Source organism: Streptomyces sp. NPDC053367 (genome assembly GCF_044545925.1).
In the GTDB taxonomy this organism is placed as follows: Bacteria; Actinomycetota; Actinomycetes; order Streptomycetales; family Streptomycetaceae; genus Streptomyces.
The window spans coordinates 1-23,261 of sequence record NZ_JBITYN010000004.1 but is presented as its reverse complement, the minus strand read 5'-3'; the positions used below and the strand labels follow the sequence as shown (position 1 = coordinate 23,261).

22 protein-coding genes, 1 rRNA gene and 1 riboswitch are annotated in these 23,261 nt (G+C 70.9%); of the genes, 6 read left to right on the top strand and 17 right to left on the bottom strand.

Going from position 1 to position 23,261, the window contains the following annotated elements:
* Nucleotides 1–81 precede the first annotated feature (81 nt).
* Both ACIGXJ_RS12765 and ACIGXJ_RS12760 read right to left on the bottom strand, forming a co-directional pair.
* On the bottom strand, nucleotides 82–1,083 hold the full coding sequence (locus ACIGXJ_RS12765) for an EamA family transporter (protein WP_399643770.1): 1,002 nt from the start codon (nucleotides 1,081–1,083) through the stop codon (nucleotides 82–84).
* Between the two features lie 86 nt (nucleotides 1,084–1,169).
* Complete coding sequence (locus tag ACIGXJ_RS12760) at nucleotides 1,170–1,778, bottom strand: Clp protease N-terminal domain-containing protein (RefSeq protein ID WP_399643767.1); 609 nt, start codon at nucleotides 1,776–1,778, stop codon at nucleotides 1,170–1,172.
* 197 nt (nucleotides 1,779–1,975) lie between these two features.
* Between ACIGXJ_RS12760 and ACIGXJ_RS12755 the strand changes: the two genes are divergently transcribed.
* Nucleotides 1,976–2,164, top strand: coding sequence for a hypothetical protein (locus tag ACIGXJ_RS12755; RefSeq protein WP_399643765.1), 189 nt, complete (start codon nucleotides 1,976–1,978; stop codon nucleotides 2,162–2,164).
* A gap of 62 nt (nucleotides 2,165–2,226) precedes the next feature.
* Here ACIGXJ_RS12755 and ACIGXJ_RS12750 read toward each other — a convergent pair whose 3' ends face one another.
* On the bottom strand, nucleotides 2,227–2,823 hold the full coding sequence (locus ACIGXJ_RS12750; RefSeq protein ID WP_399643763.1) for a PadR family transcriptional regulator: 597 nt from the start codon (nucleotides 2,821–2,823) through the stop codon (nucleotides 2,227–2,229).
* A gap of 267 nt (nucleotides 2,824–3,090) precedes the next feature.
* Between ACIGXJ_RS12750 and ACIGXJ_RS12745 the strand changes: the two genes are divergently transcribed.
* Nucleotides 3,091–3,900 carry a PhzF family phenazine biosynthesis protein gene (locus tag ACIGXJ_RS12745; RefSeq protein WP_399643761.1) on the top strand — a complete coding sequence of 270 codons (810 nt, stop codon included), beginning with the start codon at nucleotides 3,091–3,093 and terminating at the stop codon, nucleotides 3,898–3,900.
* A 51-nt stretch (nucleotides 3,901–3,951) separates the two neighbouring features.
* Here the strand turns inward: ACIGXJ_RS12745 and ACIGXJ_RS12740 are convergent, their stop codons facing one another.
* Together ACIGXJ_RS12740 and ACIGXJ_RS12735 are read right to left on the bottom strand one after the other, a co-directional pair.
* A complete protein-coding gene (locus ACIGXJ_RS12740; protein ID WP_399644829.1) occupies nucleotides 3,952–4,752 on the bottom strand; it encodes a CPBP family intramembrane glutamic endopeptidase in 801 nt (266 codons plus the stop codon).
* Nucleotides 4,753–4,834: 82 nt separating this feature from the next.
* Nucleotides 4,835–6,352: a glutamate--cysteine ligase gene (locus ACIGXJ_RS12735; RefSeq protein ID WP_399643759.1), complete on the bottom strand. Its 1,518-nt coding sequence runs from the start codon at nucleotides 6,350–6,352 to the stop codon at nucleotides 4,835–4,837.
* Between the two features lie 565 nt (nucleotides 6,353–6,917).
* Between ACIGXJ_RS12735 and ACIGXJ_RS12730 the strand changes: the two genes are divergently transcribed.
* From ACIGXJ_RS12730 to ACIGXJ_RS12720, 3 genes are all read left to right on the top strand, one after another.
* Nucleotides 6,918–7,508: a hypothetical protein gene (locus tag ACIGXJ_RS12730; RefSeq protein ID WP_399643757.1), complete on the top strand. Its 591-nt coding sequence runs from the start codon at nucleotides 6,918–6,920 to the stop codon at nucleotides 7,506–7,508.
* Between the two features lie 403 nt (nucleotides 7,509–7,911).
* Nucleotides 7,912–8,118: a DUF5999 family protein gene (locus ACIGXJ_RS12725; RefSeq protein WP_399643754.1), complete on the top strand. Its 207-nt coding sequence runs from the start codon at nucleotides 7,912–7,914 to the stop codon at nucleotides 8,116–8,118.
* A 301-nt stretch (nucleotides 8,119–8,419) separates the two neighbouring features.
* Entirely contained in the window at nucleotides 8,420–8,821 is a 402-nt protein-coding gene (locus ACIGXJ_RS12720; protein WP_399643752.1) for a molybdopterin-binding protein, read from the top strand.
* Nucleotides 8,822–8,911: 90 nt separating this feature from the next.
* On the opposite strand, the gene gcvP is transcribed toward ACIGXJ_RS12720, so the two are convergent.
* Nucleotides 8,912–11,797: an aminomethyl-transferring glycine dehydrogenase gene (gene gcvP / locus ACIGXJ_RS12715; RefSeq protein WP_399643750.1), complete on the bottom strand. Its 2,886-nt coding sequence runs from the start codon at nucleotides 11,795–11,797 to the stop codon at nucleotides 8,912–8,914.
* 176 nt (nucleotides 11,798–11,973) lie between these two features.
* Nucleotides 11,974–12,069: riboswitch (glycine riboswitch) on the bottom strand.
* Nucleotides 12,070–12,181: 112 nt separating this feature from the next.
* Here gcvP and ACIGXJ_RS12710 point away from each other — a divergent pair.
* Entirely contained in the window at nucleotides 12,182–12,571 is a 390-nt protein-coding gene (locus ACIGXJ_RS12710; RefSeq protein ID WP_399643748.1) for a PRC-barrel domain-containing protein, read from the top strand.
* A gap of 230 nt (nucleotides 12,572–12,801) precedes the next feature.
* Here the strand turns inward: ACIGXJ_RS12710 and ACIGXJ_RS12705 are convergent, their stop codons facing one another.
* The 11 genes from ACIGXJ_RS12705 to rrf all read right to left on the bottom strand — a co-directional run.
* Nucleotides 12,802–14,208, bottom strand: a complete 1,407-nt coding sequence (locus ACIGXJ_RS12705; RefSeq protein ID WP_399643746.1) for a DNA polymerase IV — start codon at nucleotides 14,206–14,208, stop codon at nucleotides 12,802–12,804.
* A 68-nt stretch (nucleotides 14,209–14,276) separates the two neighbouring features.
* Nucleotides 14,277–14,921, bottom strand: a complete 645-nt coding sequence (locus ACIGXJ_RS12700) for a MerR family transcriptional regulator (protein WP_399643744.1) — start codon at nucleotides 14,919–14,921, stop codon at nucleotides 14,277–14,279.
* A 307-nt stretch (nucleotides 14,922–15,228) separates the two neighbouring features.
* Nucleotides 15,229–15,702: a bifunctional nuclease family protein gene (locus ACIGXJ_RS12695; protein WP_004002801.1), complete on the bottom strand. Its 474-nt coding sequence runs from the start codon at nucleotides 15,700–15,702 to the stop codon at nucleotides 15,229–15,231.
* 76 nt (nucleotides 15,703–15,778) lie between these two features.
* Nucleotides 15,779–16,516: a MerR family transcriptional regulator gene (locus ACIGXJ_RS12690; RefSeq protein ID WP_399643742.1), complete on the bottom strand. Its 738-nt coding sequence runs from the start codon at nucleotides 16,514–16,516 to the stop codon at nucleotides 15,779–15,781.
* A 19-nt stretch (nucleotides 16,517–16,535) separates the two neighbouring features.
* Entirely contained in the window at nucleotides 16,536–17,498 is a 963-nt protein-coding gene (locus tag ACIGXJ_RS12685) for an FHA domain-containing protein (protein ID WP_399643740.1), read from the bottom strand.
* Nucleotides 17,499–17,559: 61 nt separating this feature from the next.
* Nucleotides 17,560–18,477: a DUF881 domain-containing protein gene (locus ACIGXJ_RS12680; RefSeq protein WP_399643738.1), complete on the bottom strand. Its 918-nt coding sequence runs from the start codon at nucleotides 18,475–18,477 to the stop codon at nucleotides 17,560–17,562.
* A 5-nt stretch (nucleotides 18,478–18,482) separates the two neighbouring features.
* Nucleotides 18,483–18,815, bottom strand: coding sequence for a small basic family protein (locus ACIGXJ_RS12675; RefSeq protein ID WP_003988855.1), 333 nt, complete (start codon nucleotides 18,813–18,815; stop codon nucleotides 18,483–18,485).
* Nucleotides 18,812–19,729, bottom strand: coding sequence for a DUF881 domain-containing protein (locus ACIGXJ_RS12670; protein WP_399643737.1), 918 nt, complete (start codon nucleotides 19,727–19,729; stop codon nucleotides 18,812–18,814). Before ACIGXJ_RS12670 ends, ACIGXJ_RS12675 begins: the two co-directional genes overlap by 4 nt.
* A gap of 107 nt (nucleotides 19,730–19,836) precedes the next feature.
* Entirely contained in the window at nucleotides 19,837–22,332 is a 2,496-nt protein-coding gene (locus ACIGXJ_RS12665; RefSeq protein ID WP_399643734.1) for a sugar phosphate nucleotidyltransferase, read from the bottom strand.
* Between the two features lie 116 nt (nucleotides 22,333–22,448).
* A complete protein-coding gene (locus ACIGXJ_RS12660) occupies nucleotides 22,449–23,057 on the bottom strand; it encodes a CDP-alcohol phosphatidyltransferase family protein (protein ID WP_399643732.1) in 609 nt (202 codons plus the stop codon).
* Nucleotides 23,058–23,166: 109 nt separating this feature from the next.
* Nucleotides 23,167–23,261 (bottom strand): 5S ribosomal RNA (gene rrf, locus ACIGXJ_RS12655); the annotation flags it as partial.

Genomic DNA, 23,261 nt, shown 5'->3' with positions numbered 1-23,261 from the left:
TGACCGGCCGGTACGTCGGCCTCATGGTCGGCTGGTACGTCGGCCCCACAGGCCGGCCAGGACGTCCGCCCCCGTAGCCGGCTAGGAGGTCCGCTGCACGGCCGCCTCACGCTCCGGCGCACCGGCGGCCACCGCCTCGGCGGAGCCCTTCGCCGGTGCCGAGGACTGGGCAATGAAGGCGCCCACGAGGACGACCACGCCGCCGAGGATCTGCGGCGCAGACAGGTGCTCGCCCAGCAGCACCCAGGCCAGCACGGTCGCGATGACCGCCTCCAGACAGGCCACGACCCCCGCAACCTGCGGCGAGAGGCGGCGCACCGACAGCACGCCGGTGACGTAGGCGACGACGGTCGCGATCAGCACGATCCAGGCGAGCAGCAGCACGGCCGGGACAGCCGTGCCGTCCATGTCGGCGGTGCCGCCCAGCACCGACCACTCCATCCCCCACGGCCGGGCCACCACGGTCAGCACGGCCGCGCCGATCAGCAGCCCGTAGGCGATGACCCCGAGCGGGTCGGGCGCGTCCTCGCCGGAGTCGCTGCCCTGGTCGGACAGCACGAAGTAGCCGACCTGGCAGCAGGCCGCGCCCAGCGCGAGCACCAGGCCGAGCGCGTCGAAGCCGAGACCGGCCCACACCTCGACCACACAGGCCAGGCCGCCCACCGCGAGCACCACTCCGAGCGCGGCGGCCCGCGTCACCGGACGCCGTTGCACGAACCGCACCCAGCCGAGCACGAGCGCGGGCGCGAGGTACTCCACGAGCAGTGCGACACCGACCGGGATGCGGGAGATCGCCGCGAAGTAGCAGGCCTGCACACCGGCCACCGCCAGCAGCCCGAACCCGGCGAGCAGCGCGGGCCGGCTGCGCGGCAGCGCGCGATGGCGCACCGCGAGCGGCAGCATGACCAGGGCCGCGCCGGCCACCCTCAGCCACACCACGTGCAGCGGGTCCAGGCCCGCCTCGATCAACGGCTTGGCCGCGACGCCCGACCCGCCGAAGGCGAGCGCCGACCCGAGGGCGAGCCCGAGGCCCACGCCCTTCCCGCGGCCGCCCGCGCTGCTGTTCGTCGTAGACACCGGCACATGATGACAGGCGATGACATGAGCGTCATCCCTGATGACACCTGTCTCATCGTGCGGACGCGGCAGCTGAACCCACCCCGTGGGAGTCAGGGCGCAGGCTCACCGCTGTCGGCGTACTCCTCGGGCCTGCGCGGCCGGCTCTCGATGCGCAGGAACAGCTCCCGGGCGTCCACCCCGGCGCGGGTGAGCACCTCGACGGCACGGGCCTGCGGGTCGGCGACGACGGCGGCGAGCAGATCGACACAGCAGGCCCGCTCCTCCCCGAACCGCGCGGCACGCAGGCGCGCCTGCTCCAGCGCGGCGGAGGCGAGCGGCGAGAGCCCCTCGGCCACGCTCACCACGGGCACGGTCCCCGAGTCCTCGACGGTGCTCTGCCAGCGCAGCCCGTATCCGATGCTGCGCTGCACGAGGTATCCCAGCAGCCGGGCGACCTGCGTCCCGTCCTCGAAGACGTCACGCACCTCCGGATCGTGCTCCAGCAGCGAGTGCAGCACATGCGCGGTGTCGATCTGCCGGTCCCCGTCCCGCAGCGCCCGTCTGCGGGCACCGGCCAGCACCGCGGAGAGCTCGGCACCGAGCCCGGCGGTGGCGTCGGCGCGGGCGTCGGCCTGGTCGTCGATCGACGGCCGGGGGCCGTCACCGGTCGGCTGCCGGGTAAGGTCACCGGTCGGTTGCCGGGGGATACGGGGTCGCACAGCCTCCACCCCATCAGCCGTGACCACCGGGGGCATCCCCGTCCGGGAGCATTCTCGTGTCCCGCGGGAAGGGGACACGAGCCCCTGGAATCTCCTCCTTGGGGAGGAGATTTCGGCCGACGTCGGAAAGGGGCGCGCGCCGGTTTGCCTCGCGCCCGGCAGGCAACCATCGGTGCCCGTCACTCGTCCCGCAAGGCATGGAGAGCGGCTGCTGGCTGGTGGAGCTGCCGGCCGTGGACGGCAGACAGTACGTGTACCGGGTGTACGCCCCGGAGGACGCGCTGCTCGCCGACCTGTTCTGGGAGGCGTGGCACTGCCACGACGAGGGACCCCACCCACGCGCGTGGGACCTCTTCGACGCGGCGGTGATACGCAAGGTGGACTGAGACGCGGCGAAGGCGCCCCACGGCATGACCGCGAGGCGCCCCGACCGCCGTCACGAAAGGACTCAGTCCTCGTCGGCGAGGATGAGGTACAGCTTCTTGCGGGCTTCGTTGACGACCGCCAGCGCCTTGTCGCGCTGCTCCTTGCTGCCGGTCTTCCAGACCTGCCCGAAGGCCTCCAGCAGACCGAACCCGGCCTGCCGGATCTCCCCGAGCGCCTCCCAGTCGACGCCGCGCCCGGCGTCCTCCCAGGGGGCCTCGGAACCCTCCTCGGCCGCCGCGCGTCCGGCGTCGGTGAGGGAGAACAGCTTCTTGCCGCCCTCGCTCTCGCTGGCGATCAGCCCCTCGTCCTCCAGCAGCTGGAGGGTCGGGTACACCGACCCGGGACTGGGCCGCCACGCGCCGCCACTGCGCTCGGCGATCTCCTGGATCATCTCGTAGCCGTGCATCGGCCGGTCCCTGAGCAGGGCCAGGATCGACGCCCGCACATCACCGCGCCGCGCCCTTCCTCGTGGCCCCCCGCGCCCACGGCCGCCGCCCCAGGGTCCGGGCCCGAAGCCGTGACCCCCGTGCCCGAACCCCGGACCACCCGGCCCGAACGGACCGAAGGCAGCCCGGCGTCCCTCGAAGCCATGTCCTCGCTCGAATCCGCGCTGACGCATCGCACTCACTCCATCCATCGTTGATCTGTCGCGATGCTTCAACGATATATCGGAAACACGCTTACGACAACCCTCCGGAAGAGCCCGACGGCTGCGGCGCAGGGCTACCGCCCCCGGCCGTTCGGGAAGCCGGTCCCCCGGGGTCCAGCCCCTTCGGAGTCCAGCCCCTTCGGAGTCCAGTCCTCGCGGAGTCCAGTCCTCGCGGAGTCCAGTCCTCGCGGATTGGCATTGGCGAGCGGCTTCGCGTGCCCTCTACCGTTCGTGTCCATGCGGATTCGAATCGTCGACGCCTTCACCGACCGCCCCTTCGCGGGCAACCCCGCCGGAGTCCTGCTCCTGGACGCCTTCCCGGACGACGACCGGCTTCAGAAGATCGCCATGGAGGTGAACCACGCGGAGACGGCCTTCGCCCACCGCCTGCCCGCGGGCGGCGCGGCAGACTGGGCGCTGCGCTGGTTCACCCCTGTCACCGAGGTCACCATGTGCGGCCACGCCACCCTGGCCACGGCCCATGTGCTGCACAGCACGGGCGCGCACGAGGGCCCGGTGCGATTCGACACGCTCAGCGGCGTCCTCGTCGCGACACCCGGCGAGGACGGCTGGATCACCCTGGACTTCCCGACCGCCCCGCTCCTCCCGGTCGAGGTCCCCGACGGCATCGCCGAGGCCCTGGGCGCCGAGCCGCTCAACGCCTTCGACACCGGCCCCAACGTCGGCGACCTGCTCGTCGAACTGGCCGACGAGAAGACCGTCCTCTCCCTCGCCCCCGACCACCGTGCCCTCGGCCGCCACTCCTCGCGCGGCATCATCGCCACCGCCCGCGCCCAGGAAGCCACCAGCGCCCACGACTTCGTCTCCCGCTGCTTCTTCCCCAACGTCGGCATCGACGAGGACCCGGTCACCGGCAGCGCCCACACCGCTCTCGCCCCGTTCTGGTCCGAGCGCCTCGGCCGCACCGAGCTGACCGGTCTGCAGGCCTCGCCCCGCTCCGGCCTGGTGCGCACCCGCCTGAACGGCGACCGCACCCTGCTGACCGGCCGCGCCGTCACGACGATCGACGGCGAGCTGCTCGCCTGACCCATGCGGAAGGGGCCGTACGACATCGCCGTACGGCCCCTTCCCGCCGCTTCACGCGGTCGGCAGCCAGCCCACCTTGCCCGCCAGCAGCCCGTAGCCCACGAAGGCGCCGATGTCGAGCAGCGAGTGCGCCACGACGAGCGGCCCCACCCGGCCCCAGCGCCGGTACAGGTACACGAACACCACGCCCATCACCATGTTGCCGACGAATCCGCCGATGCCCTGGTACAGGTGGTACGAGCCGCGCAGCACCGCGCTGCCGGCCAGCGCCTTCTCCGGTGACCAGCCCAACTGGCCGAGCCTGCGCAGCAGATACCCCACGACGATGACCTCTTCGAGGACGGCGTTCTGCACGGCCGAGAGGATCAGCACCGGGTACTTCCACCACACCTCGGGCAGGGCCTCCGGCACCACGGTGAGGTTGAAGCCCAGACCGCGAGCGGCGAGGTAGAAGGCGATGCCGCTGCTGCCGATCACGGCGGCGACCGCGGCACCGCGGCCCAGGTCGGGCCAGGGCCGGGTGCGGTCGAAGCCGAGGGTGCGCAGGCTCCGTCCCTCGCGCAGCAGGAAGTGCGCGACGAGCGCGACCGGCACGAGGGCGGTGGTGATCCCGAACAGCTGCCAGGCGAGGTCCAGCCACGGACGGCCGGGCGCGGCCGAGGCGTTGAGGGTGGCGGCCTGGTCCTTCAGACCGCCCGGCCGGGTCACCGACCCGATGAAGCTGATCAGCGCGGACACACCGCTGGCGCCGAGCGACAGCGCCAGCACGAGCAGTGTCTCGTCCCGCAGGGTCCGCCGGGACAGCCCTTCCTCCGCCGCCGGTCCGCCCACCGCTCCCGCATCCGCCCGCACTCCGGCCTCCAGCCGCTCGCCCACGCCCTAGGTGTCCCTCATCATCACCTCTCAGGACGTACGGCGGAGACCAGGGCGGTGCTCACACCACCGGCACGGGCTCCGGCAGGCTCACCGGCCAGGTGTGGACCGGCTCGCCCTGGTGCATCAGCTCGCTGTAGCGGCGGGTGGTGGCGGCCAGCGCCTCGGGCCTGCTCATGCCCGCCTCCAACGCCTTGTGGAAGGTCGCGACCTGCCAGGACGCCCCGTTGACGCGCCGCCGGCACCGCTCGTCGATCACGCCGAGGTACAGATCGCGGTCGGCGGGTTCCACGCCCCACGCGTCCAGCCCGGCCGCGGCGAGCGGCAGCAGCTCCTCGCGCACGAGCGTGACGGCGTCGATCTCGCCGACCCCGCCGTAGCGGCCCCGCCGGGGCCAGCGGAAGCGCGCGTCGATGCCGAGCCGGCACGCGGCGTCGAAGTTGGCGGCCGCCGTCTCGAACGGCATCCGGGTCCACGGCGGCCGCGGCTCCTCGGCCAGCGCCCGGACCAGGCCGTAGTAGAAGGCGGCGTTGGCGACGACGTCCGTGACCGTGGGGCCGGCGGGCAGCACCCGGTTCTCCACCCGCAGATGCGGGACCCCGTCTGCGATGCCGTAGACCGGGCGGTTCCAGCGGTAGATGGTGCCGTTGTGCAGCACCAGCTCCGCGAGGCTCGGAACGCCTCCCGCGTCCAGCACCTCCAGCGGGTCCTCCTCGTCGCAGATCGGCAGCAGCGCCGGGAAGTACCGCAGGTTCTCCTCGAACAGCTCGTACGCCGAACCGATCCAGCGCTCGCCGAACCAGGTCCGCGGCCGTACGCCCTGGGCCTGCAGCTCGGGCGGCCGGGTGTCGGTGGACTGCAGGAACAGCGGCGGGCGCGACTCGCGCCACAGCTCCCGGCCGAACAGGAAGGGCGAGTTGGCGCCGACGGCTATCTGCGGCGCGCACGCCACCTGGGCCGCGTTCCACACGTCGGCGAACCGGCCCGGGGTGACCTGGAGGTGCAACTGCACGGATGTACAAGCGGCTTCGGGCACGATGGACCGGGCCGTGCACGTCAGGCGCTCCACCCCGTCGATGTCGAGGGTGAAGTCCTCACCGCGGGCGGCGACGATCTGGTCGTTGAGCAGCGTGTAGCGGTCCGCGGCCGAGAGGTTCGAGGACACCAGGTCGTCGCGGTCGAGGGTGGGCAGAATGCCGATCATCACGATGCCGGCGTCGAGTTCGGCCGCTTTCCGGTGCGCGTATGCCAGGCTGGTGCGGAGTTCCTCGGCGAGCCGGTCGAATACCCGGCCGCCGAGGCGGTGCGGGGCAATGTTCACTTCAAGGTTGAACGTGGCGAGTTCTGTTTGGAAATCGCGGCTCGCGATGCGTTCCAGGACTTGGGCGTTCAGCATTCGGGGCTGGCCGTCGGCCCCGGCGAGATTCAATTCGATCTCCAGCCCCATCAGGTTCTTGGGCCGATCGAACCGCTTCTCCGCCAGGAGCCGCTCCAGTCCCCTCAGGCACCGCCGGAGCTTGTCGCGGTAGTGCTGCCGATCGGACAGGTCGAACGCGCCTGCCACGACCTTCTCCCCCATCGAAGCGTCCCTCCTCGGATGGGCGTACCGCGGAACGGCCGCCGGGGTCCTTCAAGTGCAGGTTGGATGATGCCCAGCCGGAGCGATCGATAACGTCCCCGCAGCCGCTCCTGCCCCGCTACTCTGGTGAAAGCGGCGCACGGAGTACCGGGGGCACATTCCACGGGCAAGCCGGAACCGGCGGTTTCCGGCGGCCGGTGACTCGTGAAAAACGCCGACGAGAATTGGCCGACCGCTCCAGGAGCGAAACCCGAGGTCATCACCCTTGCGGCCGATCGGGAATCGGGATGATTTCCGCAGTTCCGCGACCGGATTTACCCTTGCCGGACTTCCCGGTAACGGCTAGCCGAAACACCGGGTGAACACCTGTCGTATAAACTCCGCGAACAAGGCAGAGAAGGTTGGCGCCCGCGGTCCCACGGACTGCCGTCGAGCCGAGACCCGGCGAAACCGCCCACCCTTTCGTCACAGACCCCGGCCTCCGCCTCTCTGACCTCGTGAGCAGACAGCGCCGTCCGCCCCCGCCCTCGCGCGCCCATGCCTGTCGAATGAGAGGCGACCCACCATGCCGCTGCATGTCCCCCCGGCTCCCGCGCCCGCCCTTCGCACCGTCCTCACGGCCCTCGGCTCCCCCACGGCCGTCCGGGAGGCCCCGACCCCGTCCCTGCGTACCGCCCAGGGACCCGTGACGCCCGAACTGCCCCTGCCCGTGCATGTCCTGGACCGGTTCACCGCCGGGGGCACGCCCGCCACCAGGCTGGCCGGCTGGCGCTTCATGATCCGCAACGGAGATCGCGCCCTGGCCGCCGCCGAGACCCGGCTCACGCCGGACGGCTGGGCGTTCGCGCACTTTTTCGAAGGCCCCTACATCGCCTCCACCGAGCGCGCCCTGCGGCAGGCCGAGACGCTTCCCCAGGCCTACCAGCCGCGCCTGCTATCCATCCCGAGCCTTTACATGCTGACCTTGTGGCTGCACGGCGACCGCACGGCGGACGGCTCGACCGGCGGCCTCCAGGCCACGGACCTGCTCGTCCCCTTGGCGCCCGCGCCTCCCGGCATCGCCTCGCACCGCCCGCACCGGGTCGCCGAACTGCTCCCGCTGCTCACCCATCGGGTGACACCGGCGGCACCGCCCCTGCTCGGCTCCCCTGCCTGAACCACCACCGGCTCCCCCACACGCCCCGCCGCGGCCGTCCCTGCGGCGGGGCTCTTCGCACGCGCCGCGGAACCCCTCCTCCGAGCACCCTCCCGCTCGTACGAGCTGATCAGCGGCCTGATGCCCATGCGGACTAGCCCTTTACGGCCACCGCGAACCATCCGAAAGGGCAGTGCAGTTGAGGTGAACCGTCCGCCCGGGTGACGCGTCCTCAACCTGTGAGGAGCGGTGCTGCGAAATCCCTGCGGATCGACGCCCGTGGGGCAACACTTGGTTCCGGACCGACTTATCACAACGGGGGGCGGCCATGAACGACTCTTCACGCCGCGGTACAGACGCCACGGACACCACAGCCATCTCATCCACGACCGAGTCCACCACGACCGAGCGAAAGATCCCACCCATGTGCCAGCACCAGCCACCGTGCCCCTCAGCCGACTCTGCCGACCGGGAGTCCGCCCGACTCGTGGCGGCCCACCCGGAGCAGGGCTGGAGCCTGCTGTGCAACGGCGTCGTCGTCTTCGAGGACACCGGTGAGCTCCTGCCGGACGGCCAGATCATCGCCCCGCACCGCCCGCTGGACACCCGCAGGGTCGTGACGGCCGCCTGAGCAGACCCGGGCGCCGGCCACCTCGGAGGCGCTCACGCACCGAAAGGGGCCGGCCGCGGCACACCACCGCGCACCGGCCCCGACGTATACGCGGGGCCCGACACCGGCCGGAAGGGGCTCTGCCACCTCCGGAGGACGAGCTGACCGCACCCGGGACGGCACGTTCCCCCTGGGGCGCGGCACCTCCCAGCGCGCCCCTCCCGCCGCCCCGAGGCGGCCCGCTGGACGATCAGCGCCTCGTCCGCCCAACGGGTCCGCCCGCCGTCCACCAGGCGCCCCGACACGCCATATCGTGACGGTCATGCAGTCCTACACCATCGGCCAGGCCGCCCGTCTGCTCGGCGTCAGCCCCGACACCGCTCGCCGCTGGGCCGACGCCGGACGCGTGGCCACCCATCGCGACGACGCCGGCCGCAGGCTCATCGACGGACGCGACCTCGCCGCATTCTCCGTGGAGCTGGCCAGGACGTCCGCGTCCCGGGACGACGACGAACCCCCGTACACCTCGGTCCGCAACGCCTTCCCCGGCATCGTCACCGCCATCAAGCTCGGCGACGTCGCCGCCCAGGTGGAGATCCAGGCGGGCCCGCACCGACTCGTCTCCCTGCTCACCCGCGAGGCGGTGGAGGAGCTCGGCCTGGAGGTCGGGATGGAGGCCACGGCCCGGGTGAAGTCGACAAACGTACACATCGACCGCGCCTGATCACCGCGACGGCCGCGACGCCCGCGCCCGGCACGGCGAAAGGCCCCGCCCCCGGGAACAGGGGACGGGGCCTCAGGCCGGACGCGGACCTCAGTCCTCGTACGCGTCCAGCGGCGGGCAGGAGCAGACCAGGTTCCGGTCACCGTACGCCTGGTCGATCCGGCGCACCGGCGGCCAGTACTTGTCGGCCACGGACACCCCGGCCGGGAAGACGGCCTCCTCGCGGGAGTAGGCGTGCTTCCAGTCCCCGCCGAGCGCACCCGCGGTGTGCGGGGCGTTGTGCAGCGGGTTGTCCTCGGCCGGCCACTCGCCCGCGCCGACCTTCTCGATCTCGGCGCGGATGGCGATCATCGCGTCGCAGAAACGGTCCAGCTCGGCGAGGTCCTCGGACTCCGTCGGCTCGATCATCAGCGTGCCGGCCACCGGGAAGGACATCGTCGGCGCGTGGAAGCCGTAGTCGATGAGCCGCTTGGCGACGTCGTCCACGCTCACGCCGGTCGCCTTGGTGATCGGCCGCAGGTCGATGATGCACTCGTGCGCGACCAGCCCGCCCGGGCCGGTGTAGAGCACCGGGTAGTGCGGCTCCAGGCGCTTGGCGATGTAGTTGGCGGACAGCACGGCCACCTGGGTGGCGCGCTTGAGCCCCTCGCCGCCCATGAGGCGGACGTACGCCCACGAGATCGGCAGGATGCCCGCGGAGCCCCACGGCGCGGCCGAGATCGGGCCGACACCCGTCTCGGGGCCGGCGGACGGCTGCAGCGGGTGGTTCGGCAGGTACGGCGCGAGGTGCTCGCGGACCGCGACCGGGCCGACGCCGGGGCCGCCGCCGCCGTGCGGGATGCAGAAGGTCTTGTGCAGGTTCAGGTGCGAGACGTCACCGCCGAAGTGCCCCGGCTTGGCCAGGCCCACCAGCGCGTTCAGGTTCGCGCCGTCGACGTACACCTGACCGCCGGCCTCGTGCACCTGGGCGCAGATGTCGGCGACGTGCTCCTCGAACACACCGTGCGTCGACGGGTACGTGATCATCAGCACCGCCAGCTCGTCACGGTGCTTATCGATCTTCGCCCGCAGGTCCTCGACGTCGATCTCGCCGTCCTCGGCGGTCTTGACGACGACGACCTTCATGCCCGCCATCACGGCGCTCGCGGCGTTGGTGCCGTGCGCGGACGACGGGATCAGGCAGACCGTGCGCTGCTCGTCGCCGTTGGCCCGGTGGTACCCGCGTACGGCGAGCAGACCGGCCAGCTCGCCCTGCGAACCGGCGTTGGGCTGCAGGCTGACCTTGTCGTAGCCGGTGACCTCGGCGAGACGGTCCTCCAGCTCGCGGATGAGCGTGAGGTAGCCCTCGGCCTGCTCCTCCGGCGCGAAGGGGTGCAGCTGGCCGAACTCGGGCCAGGTGACCGGCTCCATCTCGGTCGTCGCGTTGAGCTTCATGGTGCAGGAGCCCAGCGGGATCATGCCGCGGTCGAGCGCGTAGTCGCGGTCGGCGAGCCTGCGCAGGTAGCGCAGCATCGCGGTCTCGGAGCGGTGCTGCCGGAAGACCGGGTGGGTGAGGTAGTCGTCGGTGCGCAGCAGCGCCTCGGGCAGCGCCTCCCCGGCGGCCGCGTCCAGCGCCTCGACGTCGCCCTCGACGCCGAAGGCGGCCCAGACGGCCTTGAGCTGGTCCCGCGTGGTGGTCTCGTCGCAGGCGATCGACACCTGGTCGGCGTCGACGAGGTGCAGGTTCACGCCGTTCGCACGCGCAGCGGCGACGACCTCGGCGGCGCGGCCCTCGACGCGTACGGTCAGCGTGTCGAAGTAGGAGCCGTGAACGAGCCCGACACCCCCGGCGCGCAGCCCCTCGGCCAGGATCGAGGCGTACCGGTGCGTGCGCCGGGCGATGGCCTTCAGACCCTCGGGCCCGTGATAGACGGCGTACATACCGGCCATCACCGCGAGCAGCACCTGCGCGGTACAGATGTTGCTGGTGGCCTTCTCCCGGCGGATGTGCTGCTCACGGGTCTGCAGGGCGAGGCGGTACGCCTTGTTGCCGTCCGCGTCGACGGACACGCCCACGAGCCGCCCGGGCAGGCTGCGCGCCATCTTCTCCTGGACGGCCATGTAGCCGGCGTGCGGCCCGCCGAAGCCCATCGGCACGCCGAACCGCTGCGTCGTACCGACCGCGATGTCCGCGCCCAGCTCACCCGGCGACTTCAGCAGCGTCAGCGCGAGCAGGTCGGCGGCGACGGTGACGAGCGCGCCGAGCTCGTGCGCCTGGTCGATGACCGGCTTGATGTCCCGCACGGCACCGGAGGCGCCCGGGTACTGGATCAGCACGCCGTTGATCTCACGCGCGGCGATCTCCGCCGGGATGCCGTCGCTCAGGTCCGCGACGACGACCTCGACACCGGTCGGCTCGGCGCGGGTCTCGATCACCGCGATCGTCTGCGGCAGCGCGTCCGCGTCGACCAGGAACAGGCCGTTCTTGTTCTTGCCCATACGCCGCGACAGCGCCATGGCCTCGGCGGCCGCGGTGCCCTCGTCGAGCAGCGAGGCGCCGGAGGTCGGCAGACCGGTCAGCTCGGCGACCATCGTCTGGAAGTTCAGCAGGGCTTCCAGACGTCCCTGGGAGATCTCCGGCTGGTAGGGCGTGTACGCCGTGTACCAGGCGGGGTTCTCCATGACGTTGCGCAGGATGACCGGCGGGGTGAAGGTGCCGTAGTAACCGAGCCCGATCATGGAGCCGAGGACCTGGTTCCGGTCGGCGAGCGAACGCAGTTCGGCGAGCACCTCCGCCTCGCTGCGGGCACCCGGCAGATCGAGGGCGTCGGCGTTCTTGATCACATCCGGTACCGCGGCGGCGGTGAGCTCGTCGAGCGAGCCGTAGCCGACCTGCGCGAGCATCTTGGCCCGCGCCTCCTGGTCGGGCCCGATGTGGCGCTGCTCGAAGGGGATGCCCTGTTCGAGCTCGGAGAGCGGAATGCGCTGGGCGGTCATTGCGGAGGCCTCCTGGTCTGACGCGACCTTCGAGGGGCACCACGGCGCGGGTACCCCGACGGCCTCCCCCTCTGTCATCTCAACCTGAGAGCTTCACCGGCCGCCACACGGGCGCCCGGCTTTCACCGTCGGTGAGAGCGGGCGCCGTCGACACCCGCCCTGCTTTCCAGAGTGACCTCGTCCGTGCGGTACGTGGGCCTGAGAGATTCCGGGGAGGATTTGCTCCTTCGGCGCCTCCGGTGACGACCGGAGGACTCTCCCGCACGGGGTCAGCAGCCGTTGCAAGCCTACCAGCGAGCCCACCGCACGAGCCTTCGAGTGGCCGTGCACCCCATTGTGCTCTTTTGTAGTGCTTACGGATGATTGCGACCAAGTGGAGGGCTCGTGCAGACCGACATCGATCCGCGCAACCTGATCGGCCGCAAGGCGTTCGACCGCAACGGCACCAAGATCGGCACGATCGACGAGGTGTACCTCGACGACGCGACCGGCGTGCCGGAGTGGGCGGCCATACGCACCGGCCTGTTCTCCAGGGACGCCTTCGTGCCCCTGGAGCCCAGCGAGCTGATCGAGGGCACACTCCACGTCCCCTTCGACCGAGCCCTCATCAAGGAGGCCCCCGACTTCGGCGTGGGCCGCCACCTCTCGCCCGAACAGGAACTCCAGCTCTACCACCACTACGGCCTCGACGTGGCCCCACCGCCCCCGCTCCCCGACCGGGACTTCGGCAAGGTGGCGGGCAAGGACACCGACCCCCACACCCGCCCGCAGTGACGTCCCGCCCACCGCCCGGCGCGACGGGGCCGTGACCTCGGGCGCCGGGTGGCGCGGTCGGACGTACGGGCCTGCTCGGCCGCCGCAGGGCGGAACGGTGGACGTACAGGCATGCTCGGCCGCAGCACCCCAGCCCGACCGCCCCAGGCGGCACAGCCACCCCGGGCCCAGCCACAGCCGCCCCGGGCCCAGCCACAGCCACTCTCGAACGAGACCCTCCGCTACCCCGCCTACCCCGCCGAAGCCCCCCGCACCTCGGACACTTCGGACACTTCGGAGCCACCCGCAGCCCCCGTGACACCCTCCGCCCCCTCGACCAACGGCAACGGCTCAGCCCTCTCGAGATCCGGGTCGTCGGTCCGGAACGTCCGCACTCTCCCCGGCTCCGACCAGGGCGTCTCGAACCGCACCGTCACCCGCCCGAGCCCGCTGCCCTGCACCCATCCGTGCCCGTACTCGGCGTGCCGTACGTCGTGCCCCGGAGACCAGCGCCGCTCCGCCGGGCCGGCCGGTTCCCGCACCGCCTGCTCGGCGGTCTCGTCCTCGGCACCCGCCACCTCCTCCCCCGCGGCCTGCGCGAACAGGTCCTCCTGTGTGAAGTCGGCCAGCCCGCTCACCCCGACCCCGAGCAGCCGCACCCCTCCCGTGGTGTCCACGGCGTCCAGCAGCCGCAGCGCGGCCTCCCGCACGACCGCCGGGTCGTCCGTGGGCCCCCGCAACGTCTCGGACCGCGTCAGGGTCGAGAAGTCGTACCGCCGCACCTTCAGCACGATCGTGCGCCCCGACAGCCCGGCGCCCCGCAGCCGCCGTACGCACCGGTCGGCCAGCCGCTGCACCTCCAGGCCGATGCGCAGCCGGTCGTGGATGTCGACGTCGTAGGTGTCCTCGACGGACACCGACTTGGCCTCCCGTTCGGCCACCACGGGCCGCTCGTCGCGCGCGAGCGCCATGGCGTAGAGGGCGTGCCCGTGCGCCTTCCCCAGCAGCCGCACCAGTTCGTCCTCGCCCGCCTCGGCGAGCTCCTCGACTGTGTGGATGCCCGCCCGTCTCAGGTGGTCCCCGGTCGCCGGCCCCACCCCCGGCAGGGTCCGCACCGACATGGGCCCGAGCAGCGCCCGCTCGGTCCCCGGCGGGATCAGGACCAGCCCGTCCGGCTTGGCCTGCTCCGAGGCGATCTTCGCCAGCATCTTGGACGCGGCCAGCCCCACCGACCCGGTGAGTCCGGTGACGGCGCGTATGTCGGCCCGCAGCCTCTCCCCCGCCAGCCGCGCGGAATGCCCGTCCCAGGCCGCTCCACCGGCCTCCAGGTCCACGAACGCCTCGTCCAGGCTCAGCGGCTCCACCAACGGCGACAGCGCCCGCAGCAGCCCCATCACCTGCTCGCTGATCGCCCGGTACAGCCCACCCCTCGGGACCAAATACGCGGCGTTGGGCGCGAGCCGCCGCGCCTGCGCCATCGGCATCGCCGAGTGCACCCCGAACACCCGGGCCTCGTAGGAGCAGGTCGCCACCACCCCGCGCGGCCCGAGCCCGCCCACCACGACGGCCTTCCCGCGCAGGCTCGGCTTGGACGCCTGCTCCACCGAGGCGAAGAAGGCATCCATGTCGAGATGCAGGATCGTGGGCGCGGTTCTCACATCTCCGATGCTGCACCACACCACTGACAATGGCTCCGCCCCACCCCGGGCGGAGCCCGCGGCCGGCGCTACACGGCCTTGTTGCGCCGCCTGGCCAGCTCGTCCGCCGGGTTGTGGCCCATCAGCGTCTCCCCGGTGTCGATGCGCTCCCCGTGCAGCTGCGACAGCGCGTTCTCCACGTCCCGCCACACGACACCGACGGCGATCCCGAAGACGCCCTGACCGCCCTGCAGCAGGGCATGCACCTCATCGGGGGACGTGCACTCGTAGACGGTGGCACCGTCGCTCATCAGCGTCATCCGCTCCAGGTCTCGAAACCCGCGCTCACGCAGATGCTGCACGGCGCTGCGGATGTTCTGCAGCGACACCCCGGTGTCCAGGAACCGCTTGACGATCTTCAGGACGACGACGTCCCGAAAGCTGTACAGCCGCTGTGTCCCGGACCCGTACGCGGGCCGCACACTCGGTTCCACCAGCCCGGTGCGCGCCCAGTAGTCGAGCTGCCGGTAGGTGATGCCGGCGGCCGCGCAGGCCGTGGGCCCCCGGTAGCCGATCTCCTCGGACCCCATGGACGCCGCCCCTCCGCCGCTGGGCACGGCCGCGGGCCGCTTCGAGGCGTGATCGGACGCGCCGCCATGAAGCGGGTACGGACCGCTCTCCCCCGGACTGCGTCCGGTGGCACCCCCAGCCGTACCGTCGCCGCTGCTTCTCACGCCGACCTCCGTCCTTGACCTGCCCTCTCGACGGTAGGCAGTCACCAAGGGTGCGTCAACGATCGCCACACTCGGCACGCCGAGTGATAATCACCCTAGGAGTGGTTTCCCGTACCCCGTCGCGGGGAAAGGCTAGCCGAATGCGCTCCCGGGAGGCCGCAGGACGCTCTCAATCGCCGGTGGCATGTGCCGAGTCGTACGGGCCGGCGCCGCACCGCGAAGCCGCTCCGGGCCCCGTCCTGACGACGACGACACGCCGTACGGCCGGCTCGGCGCTTCCGCTCCGCCCAGCCGGCCGTACCGCGTCTCATTGGCTGCTGGTGCCGAAGTCCTCGGGCGAGATCTGGTCGAGGAACTCGCGGAACTTCTCCACCTCGTCCTCCTGCTCGTCCGGAATCGCGATGCCCGCGTCGTCGAGCACACCGTCACTGCCGTAGATCGGCGTGCCGGTGCGCAGGGCCAGCGCTATGGCATCGGACGGGCGGGCGCTCACCTCGACGCCGCTGGCGAAGACCAGCTCGGCGTAGAAGACGCCTTCACGCAGGTCCGTGATGCGTACTTCGGTGAGCTCCTGGCCGACGGCCTCCAGCACGTCCTTGAACAGGTCGTGGGTCAGCGGCCGTGCGGGGGCCATGCCCTGCTGGGCGAAGGCGATCGCGGTCGCCTCCCCCGGCCCGATCCAGATGGGGAGGTAGCGGTCGCCTCCCACTTCGCGCAGGAGCACGATCGGTTGGTTGGAGGGCATTTCCACCCGGACACCTACGACATCGAGCTCGTTCACACAGCAACCCTAGGCCGTGCCCGGGATGTTTGGGTAGTCGGGCCGGGGAGCGGGGCCCGATCGGGCCGCCGCCCGCTCACGGCAGACGCACCCCGAGCGCCGTCTGCAGCAGCGCCGCGTGCAGCTTCGCCGTGAGCCCCGCCAGCTCCTTGGTACGGGCCTCCGCATGGGCCCTGGTCTGCGGATTGCGGTGCCGCCTGAGCGGGGCCACCACCTGGTCCACCAGGCCGGCCTCCCGCTCGGCCGCGGCCTTCACCATGCGCAGATGCCGAGGCTCGATACCGAACCGGCCCAGCTCGGTCACCAGCGCCGCGACGGTCACCGCCTCGGCGTCGTACACCCCGTCGGACAGCGGCGTGACCAGGCCGTACGACTCCCACTCGACCAGCTCGGCCTCCTCGATCCCGGCCGCGGCGAGCAGCTCCGCCCGCCCGATCCGGGCCGCCGTGGGCGCCTCGGCCGCCTCCGGCTGCACCTCGCCGTCCCGCTGGCGGCCGACCGACGGAAGCCGCACGTCCTCGCCGCGCTCCACTGCGTCGAGGTACTCACGGATCACCTTCAGGGGCAGATAGTGGTCCCGCTGCATCCGCAGCACCCGGCCGAGGCGCTCGACATCACCGGCGCTGAACTTGCGGTACCCCGAAGGGGTGCGCCGCGGCTCGACGAGCCCTTCCGACTCCAGGAAACGGATCTTGGAGATCGTCACTTCGGGGAACTCGTCGCGCAGCACGTTCAGCACCGTGCCGATGCTCATCAGTCCACTGTCCGCGGCGGCGGTGCCGCTCCCGGCACCGCCGCTCGGTGTATGAAGCATGGACCTTCCCTGGGGTGGGTCAGATGCTCTGCCGGCTCGCGTAGAAAACGAGTCGGTACTTTCCGATCTGGACCTCGTCGCCGTTGGACAGGGCGACCTGGTCGATCCGCTCGCGGTTGACGTACGTGCCGTTCAGGCTGCCCACGTCGGCGACGGTGAACGAGCCGTCGGGCTGGCGCCGGAACTCCACATGGCGGCGCGAGACCGTGACGTCGTCCAGGAAGATGTCGCTCTGCGGGTGCCGGCCGGCCGTGGTCAGCTCGCCGTCCAGCAGGAAGCGGCTGCCCGAGTTCGGGCCGCGCCGCACGACCAGCAGCGCCGAGCCCAGCGGCAGCGCGTCGACCGCGGCCTGGGCCTCGGGAGACAGCGCCGGCAGCTGGGTCTGACCCGTCACCTCGGCGTCGTAGGCCTCGAGACCCGAGATGGAGATCGTGGAGGTCGTCTCGGAAGCCCGCTCGGGGACGGCACCCGCCCGCAGCGGCGCGCCGCAGTTGGAGCAGAACCGGCTGTTCTCCGCGTTGCGGTTGCCGCACCTCGTACACACCAGGGCCGACATGGACGGATCCTCCTGCCGCGGCTGCCCCGCCGGGGCGTTGGACGCGTACGGGCCGGAGGCGTACCCTCCGCCCGCACCCGAGGTCGACGGTTGCCCGAAACCTATGCCTGGGGCCTGGGCAGGGTCAACCGACGGCGCGCCCTGGCCACCGGAGAGGTCACCGCCCTGCCCTGCGACCTGGTCGCGGAACAGCGGGCGCTGGCCCTCGGCGTCGGGCTGTGCGCGATGACGGGCGGTGGCGCTGCTGTCGCTGCCCTCTCGCGCGCTCTTGCCGAACAACTTCGCAAACAACTTCACGGGCGATTCCCCTTGACCGAAACAGACCCGCCCGTGGGGCAGGACGAACCCTGACTGCACACTCCGGAGGACCCGGACATCCTCACAACGTCCGTATCCACCAGACAGTTTCCACCACGCACCACCCAATCGGTGCGTCGACCCCCCGCAACCTCATGCCCTCGCCGGACGGCCCCCATGCGCTCCCGGTTCACCGGGAGGACGACCGAGCGTAGTCAGGCCGCTTCGCCGGTCGCAAGGCGTCCACGACGATCTTGTCCGACCGCTCGACGGTAACGGTGGCCTGCTCCTTCTCCAGCGTCTGCACCACGCCTCCCGGGATGTTGAGTGCCGGCTCGAGATCCTGCGGCTTGCCGATGACCTTGAAACGATAGGGCGCGTTGATCTTGTTCCCGTCGACGCTCACGCTGTCGTCGGAATCCGTCAGATAGGTCCCGGCCACCACCCGCACGCCGTTCACCTGGATCGCCTCGGCGCCGGCGGCGCGCAGCTCCTGGACGGCGTCGAGCAGCATGTCCGCCTCGACCGTGCCCTTGCTGTCGTCGATGGTCATGGTGATCCCGGGACCCTGAGCGGCCACGGTGCCCGCCAGGATGCCGAGTTGCCTCTCCTTCTCGATCGTCTGCCTGCGGGCCTCCTCCGCCTGGTCGGAGCTGTTCTCCAGCTCCTCCCGCTGCTGTTCGAGACCCTGCTTCTCGTCCTCAAGACGCTGAGTACGGTCATCCAGTTCATCGAGGATGCGCACAAGATCTTCCTGGCGTGCCCCGCGCAGGGCCGTGTCGCCGTCGCTGTTGGACGCCACCTGGACCGCGAGGCCGAAGCCCAGACCGAACAACAGCAGGGCGACGATGAGTTGGGCCCGGCTGACCCTCGGCGGCCACAGCCCCTTCACCAGCCGCTGGCGCCCGGTGAGCCCCGGCTCCGCGACCTGCGCGGCCGGCACGACCGGAGGCGCCGCCGCGGGCACCTCCTCGGGCAGCTCCTTGCGCAGCCGGTTCTCCTCGCCGAGCGGCCGGTTCTCGCCCTCGGGCAGCCGGCTCTCGTCCCTGCCCAGCCGGCTCTCGTCCCTGGCCAGCCGGTTCTCGGGCGGCTCTTCCTGGTTGCTCATCGGCCTCACGCCCGGAACACGTGCCGACGGATCGCGGCGGCGTTGGAGAAGATGCGGATGCCGAGCACGACCACCACACCCGTGGACAGCTGCGCCCCCACGCCCAGCTTGTCGCCGAGGAACACGATCAGCGCGGCGACGACCACGTTCGACAGGAACGACACCACGAACACCTTGTCGTCGAAGATCCCGTCGAGCATGGCCCGCAGACCGCCGAACACGGCGTCCAGCGCCGCCACGACGGCGATCGGCAGATAAGGCTCGACCACCGCCGGAACCTCAGGCCGGACCAACAGGCCGGCCACGACTCCCACGACGAGGCCCAGTACGGCGATCACGATGTGCCCTTCTCAGCTTGCGGCTGTGCTGTCTCGGTTCTCGGCTCTGCGGTACGTACGATCAGGCTCGGCGCGGCGGGCAGCCGGAGGTCGTCCTCCACGGACAGCGCGGTGCGGATCCCGTAGTTCTCCTGCAGCACGTGCAGATACAGCCCGTCGGCGCTGTCCTGGAACCGGGTGCTCAGCTTGTTCCCGTCCCCCACCGCGAGCACCGTGTACGGCGGCACCAGCGGCCTGTTGTCGACCAGTATCGCGTCACCCGCGGCCCTGATCGCGGACAGCGCCGTCAGCCGCTGCCCGTTGATGGAGATGGCCTCGGCACCCGACTCCCACAGCCCGTTCACCACGCGCTGCAGGTCACGGTCGCGCACCCGGCCCGTGTCGGAGAACCCCGACGTCCCGCGCGGGTCCCCGTCGCCGCCCTTGGCTGTCTCCTCGGCGTCGTCGACGACCAGCTTCACCCCGGGCCCGTGCACCTCCACGGCGCCCGAGAGCAGGCTGACCAGCTCCCCCTGGTCGCCGCCCCCGCTGTCCCTGAGAGCCTCCCGCTGCCGCGCGCCGACGTCGTCGCGCAGCGCCTCCACGGACTCCTCCAGCTCGTCCGCGGCGTCGGTCTCCCGCCCGATCCGGTCGATGAGCTCCTCGCGCTCCTTGGCGACGACCGGGGCCGCGACCCGCGCCTGGGCCGCTCCGACGGTCACCACGAGCGCCGCGAGCACCAGTCCGGCGGCGAGTCCGAGCTTCGCGCGGAGCGTCTTGGGCAGTCCGCCCTCGCCCGCGGCCTTCTTCCGGGCCGCGGCCTCGGCATAGCCGTCGTCGAGGCTGTGGTCCATGACGTTGGTGAGCAGCGACATGGACGCGTCCGGGCGCGGGGGGTGCGCGGTACTGCTCCGAACGGGGGGCTGCTGCGACATGCCGCACATCGTCGCACGTCGCAGCCGGTACCTCCGAATGGCCCCACCGACGTGCCGGACAGGCACCCTTGGGGGCACTTGTCCGGCACGCGCGTGTGCCGCCTTTTCTACCGTCCGGCGCTGTCCACGACAGCCGACCACTCATCGAGCAGGGCCTGCGCGGAAGCGTCGTCCGGGCCTTCCGCCCACAGATGGGTGACCGCCTCGGCCGGGTCGGGCAGCACCATCACCCAGCGCCCGTCCGCCTCGACCACGCGCACACCGTCCGTGGTGTCCACGAAGCGGTCCCCGGCCGCTTCCACGACCCGCCGCATGACGAGCCCCTTGACCGCCCACGGAGTGGCCAGATCCCGCTTGAGCACATGCGCATGCGGAATCCGCGCATCGATCTGGCTCAGCGTGAGCTGCGTCCGCGCGACCAGCCCGATCAGCCGTACGAAGGCCGCCGTACCGTCGAAGACACCGCTGAACTCGGGGACGATGAAGCCGCCCTTGCCGTCGCCGCCGAAGATGGTCGACTCGTCCCGCCCGACCCGCGTGAGGTCGTCCGGCGAGGTCGTCGTCCACTCCACCTGCGTCCCGTGGTACGCCGCCACCTGCTCGGCGATCCGCGTGGTCGTCACCGGCAGCGCCACCCGTCCGCTGCGCCGCTCGGCGGCCACCAGGTCGAGCATCACCAGCAGCGCCCGGTCGTCCTCGACGATGCGGCCCTTCTCGTCGACGAGCGACAGCCGCTCACCGACCGGGTCGAACCGCACGCCGAACGCGGCCCTCGCGGACGCCACGATCTCACCGAGCCGCACCAGCCCGGACCGCCGCGCCTCCGCCGTCTCGGTCGGCCGGGACTCGTCGAGACCGGGGTTGATCGTCAGCGAGTCGACGCCCAGCTTGCCCAGCAGGCTCGGCAGCACCAGGCCGGCGCTGCCGTTCGACGCGTCGACGACGACCTTCAGCCCCGACTCGGCGATCCCGGTCGTGTCGATGTTCCTCAGCAGCGACCCGGTGTACGAGTCGAAGACGCTCGCCGGGAAGTGCAGATCGCCGATCTCGCCGGGGAAGGCCCGCCGGTACTCCTGCCGCGCGAACACCCGGTCCAGCTTGCGCTGGCTGGCCTGCGACAGATCGGCACCCTGCCCGTCGAAGAACATGATGTCGACCGAGTCCGGCACCCCGGGCGTCGTCCGGATCATGATCCCGCCGGCACTCCCCCGCGCCGTCTGCTGCCGCGCCACGGGCAGCGGTACGTTCTCCAGATCGCGTACGTCGATGGCGCTGGCCTGCAATGCCGAGATCACGGCCCGCTTCAGCGCGCGAGCGCCACGGGAGTGGTCGCGGGCCGTGGTGACGGTCGAGCCCTTCTTCAGGGTCGTGGCGTAGGCGCCGGCGAGCCGCACGGCCAGCTCGGGCGTGATCTCCACGTTCAGGATCCCGGAGACACCACGGGCGCCGAAGAGATGCGCCTGTCCTCTGGACTCCCAGATCACCGAGGTGTTGACGAAGGCACCGGCCTCGATCGTCTTGAACGGGTACACCCGCACATTGCCCTGCACGATCGATTCTTCACCGACCAGGCATTCGTCACCGATGACGGCGCCGTCCTCGATCCTGGCCGCGCGCATGATGTCGGTGTTCTTACCGACGACGCATCCGCGCAGATTGCTGTGCTGACCCACGTACACGTTGTCGTGCACCACGGCCCTGTGCAGGAACGCGCCGCTCTTGACGACCACGTTCGACCCGACGACCGTGTGCTCGCGGATCTCGGCGCCGGCCTCGACCTTGGCGTAGTCACCGATGTAGAGCGGCCCGCGCAGCACGGCGTCGGGGTGCACTTCGGCGCCCTCGGCGACCCACACTCCGGGCGAGAGCTCGAATCCGTCGATCTCGACGTCGACCTTGCCCTCGAGGACGTCGGCCTGGGCCTTGACGTAGCTCTCGTGCGTGCCGACGTCCTCCCAGTAGCCCTCGGCGACATAGCCGTAGATCGGCTTGCCTTCCTTCATCAGCTGCGGGAAGACGTCACCGGACCAGTCGACGGGCACATCGGCCTCGACGTAGTCGAAGACCTCGGGCTCCATCACATAGATGCCGGTGTTCACCGTGTCGGAGAAGACCTGCCCCCAGGTCGGCTTCTCCAGGAACCGCTCGACCTTGCCCTCTTCGTCGACGATGGTGATGCCGAATTCCAGCGGATTGGGCACACGCGTCAGACAGACAGTGACGAGGGCGCCCTTCTCCTTGTGGAAACGGATCAGGTCGGTGAGGTCGAAGTCGGTCAGCGCATCGCCGGAGATCACCAGGAAAGCGTCGTCCTTCAGCGCCTCTTCGGCGTTCTTGACGCTTCCGGCGGTACCGAGTGGCTTCTCCTCGTTGGCATAGGTGAGCTCCATCCCGAGCTCTTCACCGTCACCGAAGTAGTTCTTGACCAGTGAGGCCAGGAACTGCACGGTCACGACGGTCTCATTGAGCCCATGCCTTTTGAGCAGCCGCAGAACATGCTCCATGATCGGCCTGTTGGCCACTGGCAGGAGCGGCTTGGGCATGCTTGAGGTCATGGGGCGCAGGCGTGTGCCTTCGCCTCCGGCCATCACGACGGCCTTCATGTCGGAAGCGTCCTCCTCGAAGAGACGACGGTCTAACCGACTTCACCCGTCCGAATCGTCCCGCACATTTCTGCTGCGGGCCATCGCGCCGTTACGGTCGCGTCAATCCGCGAGTTTCAGTCGGCCATGGCGTCCGCCCGAACGATACGGCGGACCTGTACCACGTAGAGGACTCCTGCCCACCAGTAGAGGGTTGTACCCCATCCTGCGAACGCCCATCCGAAAACAGCAGCGAGTGACGAGATCCAACCACTTCCGTCACTGAGCAGGAGCAGTGGGAAGGCGTACATCAAGTTGAATGTAGCTGCCTTCCCGAGGAAGTTCACCTGGGGCGGCGGATACCCGTGGCGTCTGAGGACTCCCACCATCACCAACAGGACCAACTCCCGCAGCAGCAGCGCCGCAGTCAGCCAGAGCGGCAGAATCTCGCGCCAGGTGAGGCCGACCAGCGTCGACAGAATGTAGAGCCGGTCGGCCGCGGGGTCCAGGAGCCGGCCGAGGCTGCTGATCTGGTTCCACCGACGTGCCAGCTTGCCGTCCAGATAGTCGCTGATCCCGCTCAGGGCCAGCACCAGGAGCGCCCATCCGTCGCTCTTCGGCCCCCCGAACTCGGGCCGGAGGATCAGCCACAGGAAGAGGGGCACGCCGACCAGACGCGCCATGCTGAGGATGTTCGGGATGGTGAGCACCCTGTCCGTCTGGACGCGGGTCTCCTGGACCTCCACCCGGGGGCCTCCTGCGGTAAACGTGCCGATGATGCCCCCTGACCTTACCTCAACGCAAAAAAGCTCCGGTCCTCGGGTTATCAACCCGAGGACCGGAGCTATAAAAGGAGTTCGGCGGCGTCCTACTCTCCCACAGGGTCCCCCCTGCAGTACCATCGGCGCTGTAAGGCTTAGCTTCCGGGTTCGGAATGTAACCGGGCGTTT

Excerpts from the sequence above, each read along its gene's own strand:
- ACIGXJ_RS12725 (WP_399643754.1), top strand. The coding sequence starts at position 7,912 with ATGTGCCAGCACCAGCCACCGTGCCCCTCAGCCGACTCTGCCGACCGG.
- ACIGXJ_RS12735 (WP_399643759.1), bottom strand. The coding sequence starts at position 6,352 with ATGGGGGAGAAGGTCGTGGCAGGCGCGTTCGACCTGTCCGATCGGCAG.
- ACIGXJ_RS12670 (WP_399643737.1), bottom strand. The coding sequence starts at position 19,729 with ATGTCGCAGCAGCCCCCCGTTCGGAGCAGTACCGCGCACCCCCCGCGC.
- ACIGXJ_RS12690 (WP_399643742.1), bottom strand. The coding sequence starts at position 16,516 with ATGCTTCATACACCGAGCGGCGGTGCCGGGAGCGGCACCGCCGCCGCG.
- gcvP (WP_399643750.1), bottom strand. The coding sequence starts at position 11,797 with ATGACCGCCCAGCGCATTCCGCTCTCCGAGCTCGAACAGGGCATCCCC.
- ACIGXJ_RS12755 (WP_399643765.1), top strand. The coding sequence starts at position 1,976 with ATGGAGAGCGGCTGCTGGCTGGTGGAGCTGCCGGCCGTGGACGGCAGA.
- ACIGXJ_RS12680 (WP_399643738.1), bottom strand. The coding sequence starts at position 18,477 with ATGAGCAACCAGGAAGAGCCGCCCGAGAACCGGCTGGCCAGGGACGAG.
- ACIGXJ_RS12750 (WP_399643763.1), bottom strand. The coding sequence starts at position 2,823 with ATGCGTCAGCGCGGATTCGAGCGAGGACATGGCTTCGAGGGACGCCGG.
- ACIGXJ_RS12745 (WP_399643761.1), top strand. The coding sequence starts at position 3,091 with ATGCGGATTCGAATCGTCGACGCCTTCACCGACCGCCCCTTCGCGGGC.
- ACIGXJ_RS12720 (WP_399643752.1), top strand. The coding sequence starts at position 8,420 with ATGCAGTCCTACACCATCGGCCAGGCCGCCCGTCTGCTCGGCGTCAGC.
- ACIGXJ_RS12730 (WP_399643757.1), top strand. The coding sequence starts at position 6,918 with ATGCCGCTGCATGTCCCCCCGGCTCCCGCGCCCGCCCTTCGCACCGTC.
- ACIGXJ_RS12665 (WP_399643734.1), bottom strand. The coding sequence starts at position 22,332 with ATGAAGGCCGTCGTGATGGCCGGAGGCGAAGGCACACGCCTGCGCCCC.